General features: G+C 38.1%; 8 protein-coding genes. 7 read left to right on the top strand and 1 reads right to left on the bottom strand.

Going from position 1 to position 6659, the window contains the following annotated elements; translation table 11 throughout:
• Window positions 1-146: 146 nt before the first annotated feature.
• The 7 genes from WA249_RS01690 to WA249_RS01660 all read left to right on the top strand — a co-directional run bounded on the left by WA249_RS01690 (window position 147) and on the right by WA249_RS01660 (window position 5097).
• Window positions 147-1031 (top strand): MlaA family lipoprotein, encoded by an 885-nt coding sequence (locus WA249_RS01690; RefSeq protein ID WP_336166118.1) that lies wholly within the window; start codon window positions 147-149, stop codon window positions 1029-1031.
• Between the two features lie 110 nt (window positions 1032-1141).
• Window positions 1142-2110, top strand: coding sequence for an RsbU family protein phosphatase GigA (gene gigA, locus WA249_RS01685; RefSeq protein WP_042895048.1), 969 nt, complete (start codon window positions 1142-1144; stop codon window positions 2108-2110).
• 102 nt (window positions 2111-2212) lie between these two features.
• Window positions 2213-2734, top strand: a complete 522-nt coding sequence (gene gigB / locus WA249_RS01680) for an anti-anti-sigma factor GigB (RefSeq protein ID WP_002117273.1) — start codon at window positions 2213-2215, stop codon at window positions 2732-2734.
• A 26-nt stretch (window positions 2735-2760) separates the two neighbouring features.
• Window positions 2761-3585, top strand: a complete 825-nt coding sequence (locus WA249_RS01675; RefSeq protein ID WP_336166117.1) for a carbon-nitrogen hydrolase family protein — start codon at window positions 2761-2763, stop codon at window positions 3583-3585.
• A gap of 14 nt (window positions 3586-3599) precedes the next feature.
• On the top strand, window positions 3600-3974 hold the full coding sequence (locus tag WA249_RS01670; RefSeq protein ID WP_336166116.1) for a DUF4951 domain-containing protein: 375 nt from the start codon (window positions 3600-3602) through the stop codon (window positions 3972-3974).
• Window positions 3975-4139: 165 nt separating this feature from the next.
• The gene (locus tag WA249_RS01665; protein ID WP_336166115.1) at window positions 4140-4577 is read left to right on the top strand and encodes a MarR family winged helix-turn-helix transcriptional regulator; all 438 of its coding nucleotides are present in this window, start codon (window positions 4140-4142) and stop codon (window positions 4575-4577) included.
• Between the two features lie 88 nt (window positions 4578-4665).
• On the top strand, window positions 4666-5097 hold the full coding sequence (locus tag WA249_RS01660) for an organic hydroperoxide resistance protein (RefSeq protein WP_336166114.1): 432 nt from the start codon (window positions 4666-4668) through the stop codon (window positions 5095-5097).
• Between the two features lie 59 nt (window positions 5098-5156).
• Here WA249_RS01660 and gspE read toward each other — a convergent pair whose 3' ends face one another.
• Window positions 5157-6647 (bottom strand): type II secretion system ATPase GspE, encoded by a 1491-nt coding sequence (gene gspE / locus WA249_RS01655; RefSeq protein WP_336166113.1) that lies wholly within the window; start codon window positions 6645-6647, stop codon window positions 5157-5159.
• Between the last annotated feature and the right edge of the window lie 12 nt (window positions 6648-6659).

Raw genomic sequence — 6659 nt, 5'->3', positions numbered from 1 at the left:
CGAGTGCTCATTTTTTAGACTTTTTAGTTATTTTTCTATATTATTTGACCAATTTTACATTGATAATAGCTTATCGCTTCTGTATTAAAATATATCTCTATCCAACTGCATATTGAACATAGCCTGGCTAGCGGTTAAGGAATTATATGAATTATTCTAATTTACTATTATCGAGCTTATTAACTGTAGGTCTTTATACCTCAGCACACGCTCAGGAAAATCTTACTGAAGAATCTGCCGCTAGTTCGGAAGATGCTACTTCAACAGAGGCTCAGCAAGGCCGCCCCCGCTCACAAATTATTAAAGATTTGAAAGGACTAAAAGCTAAAGACTTAAAAATCAATGCAAACGCTGCTCAACCAGATACAGTAAAAGATCCATTACAGTCATTGAACCGCCCAATTTATTCTTTTAACGATATGTTAGACCGTAATTTTTTGCGACCTATTGCTGTTCAATATAGAGAAAAGACACCAGAGGATGTTCAAGGTTCTTATCGTCAGTTCCGCAAAAATCTTGGTGAACCATGGAATGCTGTTAACCAGCTAATTCAAGGACGTCCTGGTCGTGCGGCAAAGACTCTTGGCCGATTTACGGTTAATACATTAACAACTTTAGGTTTAGCTGACCCTGCTAGTCGCTTAGGTCTTCCACCTGAAGATGAGAGCTTTGGCGTAACTCTTGGTTATTATGGTGTGCCTTCAGGTCCATTTCTGATGTTGCCTTTCTTTGGTCCAAGTACTTTACGTGATGGTGTTGGCTTAGCTGTAGACTCTCAGGCTCGTCCACAAAAATATATTATGAATAACCAAGATGGTCTTTATTGGTCAACTAACGTATTACAAGCCATTGATACACGTGCCCAATATCTAGATTTGGATCAAACTATACAAGGTGATCAGTATGCGATGATTCGCGATTTGTATCTCCAACGTAAAGCTTTCCAAATTGCTGAGAAAAAAGGAAACTCGGCTGATGTATCCTTTATTGATGATTCACAAGATACACCAGATGTGAACCAAAACCCTTAAAAGATAAAATCAAGGTATTGCTGGGTTTGAGAGTTGGCAATACCTTGATTTTGATCATACATACTCTATGATGAATAAAGTGATCATATAAAAGGACTACCATATCTTCTATGTATTTTATTAAACCGACACGCTCTATTCCTTATTTAGAGCAAGCTTTGGATAAACTACCAGGCTTACAAGTCATTAACATAGATGATTTAGACTTATATGATCCAACTATCATTGCAATTGCAGATGTACAAGATTTCCTGACTTATAAGTGGAATTTACCAACTATTGTAATTGCTTTTGAAAATGAAGGTAGCGCTTTAGCTCATGCATGGGAAGCTGGCGCTCTTGCAGGTTGGGTATGGAATCAACTACCTAACGACTTAAACAAAGCATTATCAAGAATTGATGCTCAATATAAACGTAATCAAGATAGTCGTGATTTACCTTCAGCTGCTGAACTACAAAAACGATTATTACCCAATCCAATTGATTTATTAAATTATGAAGTCGAAACTTTCTTTCAGCCTTCAGCTTATCTTTCCGGTGATTGGTACGACTATTGGAAATTAAATGATAAAGAAGTTTTATTCTATCTTGCTGATGTTTCAGGTCATGGTGTAACAAGTAGTTTATTAACATCATGGATGGCAGCTTTTCATGGCCGTTCTAAAACTCCAAGACAATTAATAAAAAAATTAAACGGAATGTTAGTTCAAGAGAATATTGAAAAGCACATTACGATTGTGGTGGGTATTTTAAACCTTGAAACACATACTCTTCGCTGGTCAAGTGCTGGGCATTACCCACCTCCTATCATTTTTGAACCTAATCAGGCACCTAAAATTCTAACAACAAGTAGTTTCCCACTAGGCTTAACGGACGAACTCGAAGTTGAAGAGCATATTTGTACACTAAATCGCCACGCTCGCTTCATTGTTTGCTCGGACGGAGCCCTCGAACCCTTTGATGGTGGCTTAAACGATCAGTTCCAACAATTGGTCCATCATTTGCAAAATCAATCATTTCAAGCACCCGATCATGTGGCCGATGATATTGCCATCTTCAGTCTTTGTCGAATGAATTAATTTAAGAATCAATTAATTACATAATATACGACCTAAGGACTCTTGAGTCTAGGATGGCACTATGTGATAATTTTTCTATCCTTCTCTGAAAATGGCATTTATATGTCAACAGGTCATGTTGAATATGCAAGTTTAAATGGAACGCATATTTTCAAACTTATTGGTGAAGTGCGAGCCCATTCTTGTATAAGTCTAGACAAACTTTTAAACAGAATTGAACAGCAAGAGAATGTTGTTGGTGCAATCGTTGATTTAACCCAAACAACATTTATTGATAGTACTGTATTAGGCATCCTAGCCAAGCTAGGTTTAAAGCTTAAACAAACTCATCATATTCAAGCTGTGATGCTATCTACCAATCCAGATATCACAACCTTAGCCAACAGTATGGGGCTAGGGCAGGTTTTTGTCATTTTGAATTATTGTGGTGATCCTAATGTTTGCACGTTAACGTTAACAGATGAACAAATCACTCATAATGCAATGCTAAGAACCGTTCTGGATGCACATAAGACATTGATGAAACTCAATGCAAACAATCAGAATATGTTTGAGCCACTTGTGAAGCAATTACAGAAAGAACAAGATACGCTTGAACAGGTATCGGATAAGCAAAATGCCTGATTTTCACGATTAAGCCGGATTAGAATATGACCCTTGTTTCTGTTGCTCAAATGAACTCTCAAGATGATATTGAAAATAACTTTCAAGTCATTGAGTCTTTGATTCAACAGAGCAAGGCGCAAAATGCCAGTTTGATTGTTTTCCCCGAAAACTTTGTATGTTTTGCTGCTGGAAAACAACGTGAAACCGCTGAGCAATTTGAATCTATTCAACAAAGGCTTGAGAAACTAGCGCATCAATATCAAATCTGGATTGTGGCTGGCACCTTACCTTGCCCATTCCGTCCAGATGGATCCACTATTGAAGATGGTCGCGTCCGAACTGTTAGCCTCTGTATTAGCCCTGAGCGTACAGAAGCACGTTATGACAAGATCCATTTATTTGATGTGCAAGTTGGTGATGCTGTCGGTGGTTATCAGGAGTCTCGTTTCTTTGAACCTGGAACAGACGTAGTAGTCACATCTACTCCTTTTGGCAATATTGGCTTAATGGTATGTTATGACTTACGTTTTCCAGAGCTTGCTCTAACGCTAAGCCAACAAGGTGCTCATATTCTTACTGCTCCTGCTGCGTTTACCTACACAACTGGACAAATGCACTGGCAGCTTTTGCTACAGGCTCGTGCAATGGATAGCCAATGTTATGTTTTAGGTGCAGCACAACAGGGCTGGCATGGTGAAAAACGACAAACCTGGGGACACTCGGGGGCAACAGATAGTCGTGGTCAAATTTTAAGTATGATTGAAAATGAAGGGAATGGTTTAATCACTGTACCCTTTGATTTAACAGCACAAGATCTCGTCCGCTCTTCAATGCCTCTAATGACACACCGTAAATTGATTCACTATTAAAAGTTTAATTATTCATGTGGAAATACTTATTTAGTTTTTTTTGCTTGGGGGCAAATATTCATTGTTATGCCGAGTTTGGTACAACGAATCATTTCGTTTCGCCAACCGCACAGCTCAACTCAGATACTCTTCCCTCTACTCCTAAAAATATTCCTTTGCCTGCATTTGGTCAAAGAATAATTGGATGGGGAACGGGTGCAGAAGGTGCAAGACAACGTTTAGAAAATATTCAACCCGCAGATGTTTCTATGATTAAAAAACAAGGAACAACACTTGAAATGATCACTGCTTGGCAAGATTTTTATGAACAAGAGCAACAACGTAATGCAAATAATCCTACTGCTAAATATCGCGCGCGTTTAATGAAAAAAATTGCAGATCTATGGTAGACACTTTTATCTAAAATATTTTTATCTTATGGAATAATTGGATTAATTATTCCATTTTTTATGTCTCTTAATTTACTTTATTCATAACCTATTCTTATGAACATTTAAGAAACTGAATAGAACGCGATATACTACAAAAGCAATATGAGTTTCTTTGAGGAATATATGGACCAAGACTGTCAAAACTTAAAGCTTGAAAATCAATTATGTTTCCTCGTCTATTCAACAAATTTAGCGCTTAATCAGCTCTACCGAAAACTTTTAACACCTTTGGGTATTACTTATCCTCAATATTTGGTGATGTTAGTTTTGTGGGAACAGGATGAAGTGACTGTTTCAGAAATTGGAGCTAAACTTTTTTTAGAATCATCTACCCTCACCCCCATTTTGAAAAAATTAGAAGCCTTACATTTGCTTCATCGCACTCGCTCAACGCAAGATGAACGTCAAGTTATTATTACGCTAAGCGATAAAGGAAAAAAATTGAAAGATCAGGCAATGAATATTCCAGCCGAAGTATTAGAGGCAAGTTCATGTGATATGACAACGCTACTGGGCCTGAAAGATCAACTTACTAAACTCCGCACAAACCTAGTCAAATAAACAGCAATTTTTTCAAAAAATTTACTTGTCAAAATAATTAAGTCGTGTACGATATATTTGTATTCAATTTATTTTAGGAATAAAAACGATGTCATTAGAAAAAGTTGTTTATCGTGCAAAAGCTAAAGCAACCGGTGGTCGTGATGGCCGTGCAACTTCATCAGACGGTGTATTAGATGTACAACTTGGCGTACCTAAAGAAATGGGTGGCGCTGGTGGTGCTGTAACAAATCCTGAGCAATTATTTGCAGCTGGCTATTCAGCATGCTTTTTAGGAGCTTTAAAATTTGTTGCGAACCGCGATAAATTTAATATTGCTAAAGATGCTTATGTAGAAGGCGAAGTAGGTATTGGTCCAATTCCTACAGGTTTTAGCATCGAAGTAACTTTAAATGTTTACTTGGTTGGCATGGACCGTGAAGAAGCTGAAAAGTTAGTTGCAGCAGCTCATATTGTTTGCCCATATTCAAATGCAACTCGCAACAATATTGATGTAACTTTTAATATTGTAACTGAGTAATTTTTTAAGTTTTAAAAAATGCCCGAATCTTATCGGGCATTTTTATTGCACGTTACAAATTATGCTTCACTTGCTTCATTGGTTACTCGAAGCACTTCTTCGAGTGTAGTTTTACCTGTAAGTACTTTGCGTAAACCATCATCACGAATAGAGCCAGAGTACTGACGAGCATGATTTTCTAATTCATATTCAGCCGCATTTCCGTGAATCTGACGGCGCATAGAATCATCAACAGGCACGATTTCATAAATAGCTGTACGCCCATTAAAACCTAAATGTGAACAATGATCACATCCTTGAGCCTGTGGTAACTTCAACATAGACTCACTATGAATATGCTGAAATACCTGTCTTTCGAAAGTATCTGCTTCACGCCATGTCATACAATGTGGACATAAGGTACGAACCAAACGTTGAGCAATCACTCCAATTAAAGAGCTAGATAGTAAGAATGGTTCAATCCCCATATCTTTAAGTCGAGTGACCGCACCAATAGCGGTATTGGTATGTAGTGTCGATAAAACCAAATGGCCCGTTAATGATGCTTGCACTGCAATTTCAGCAGTTTCGAGATCACGAATCTCACCCACCATCACTACATCTGGATCTTGACGCAACATTGCCTTTAAAGCACGAGCAAAAGTCATATCTACCTTAGTATTGACTTGTGTCTGCCCAATACCTTCAAGTTGATATTCAATCGGATCTTCGGCTGTCAAAATGTTACGCGTATTGTCGTTTAGATCAGATAAGGCTGCATACAAGGTCGTTGTTTTCCCCGAGCCTGTAGGACCTGTTACCAGAATAATGCCATGGGGACGATGCACTAACTGAGTTAAACGCTCATAGTCATTTACCATCAGACCCAAATGGATCATATTAAGACGACCAGCTTGTTTATCCAGCAAACGCATTACAACTCTTTCACCATGTGATGAAGGTAAAGTCGAAACACGGACATCTACTTCTCGTCCCGCAAGACGTAAAGAAATACGGCCATCTTGCGGCACCCGCTTCTCTGCAATATCCAGCTTTGCCATTACTTTAATACGTGAAACAAGCAAAGGTGCCAACTCACGGCGTGGCTGTACAATTTCACGTAGTTGACCATCTACACGTAATCGTACAGATAATTTCTTTTCAAAAGCTTCAATATGAATATCAGAAGCTCCTACTCGAATTGCTTCTGAAAGTAGCGCATTAATAAGACGAACAATTGGGGCATCATCTTCTTGGTCCATCAGATCTTCTGTTTCTGGAACTTGATCGGCCAAGCTTAATAAATCAGGATGATCTTCTAAACCTGCTGCAACTTCTTGTGACTCCCCTGTATCTCGCGCATAACTTGTACTAAGCAGTGCATTAAATTCTTGTTCAGTACATAATTGGTAGTGAGCTGGCTTACCTAGAATTCGTCTTGCTTCCTGCAATGCAATTTTTTCAGTATTTTGACGTCTAATAATAAATACTTGATCACCGTCATAACGAAATAAAACACCATGACGCTTGGCAAAACTATATGGAACTTGTATTTGTTTCAATATTTGCATCACAATTTATAA

This window comes from Acinetobacter sp. 161(2023) (assembly GCF_037027805.1).
Taxonomy (GTDB): domain Bacteria; phylum Pseudomonadota; class Gammaproteobacteria; order Pseudomonadales; family Moraxellaceae; genus Acinetobacter.
This window is presented reverse-complemented; position numbering and strand designations above follow the sequence as displayed.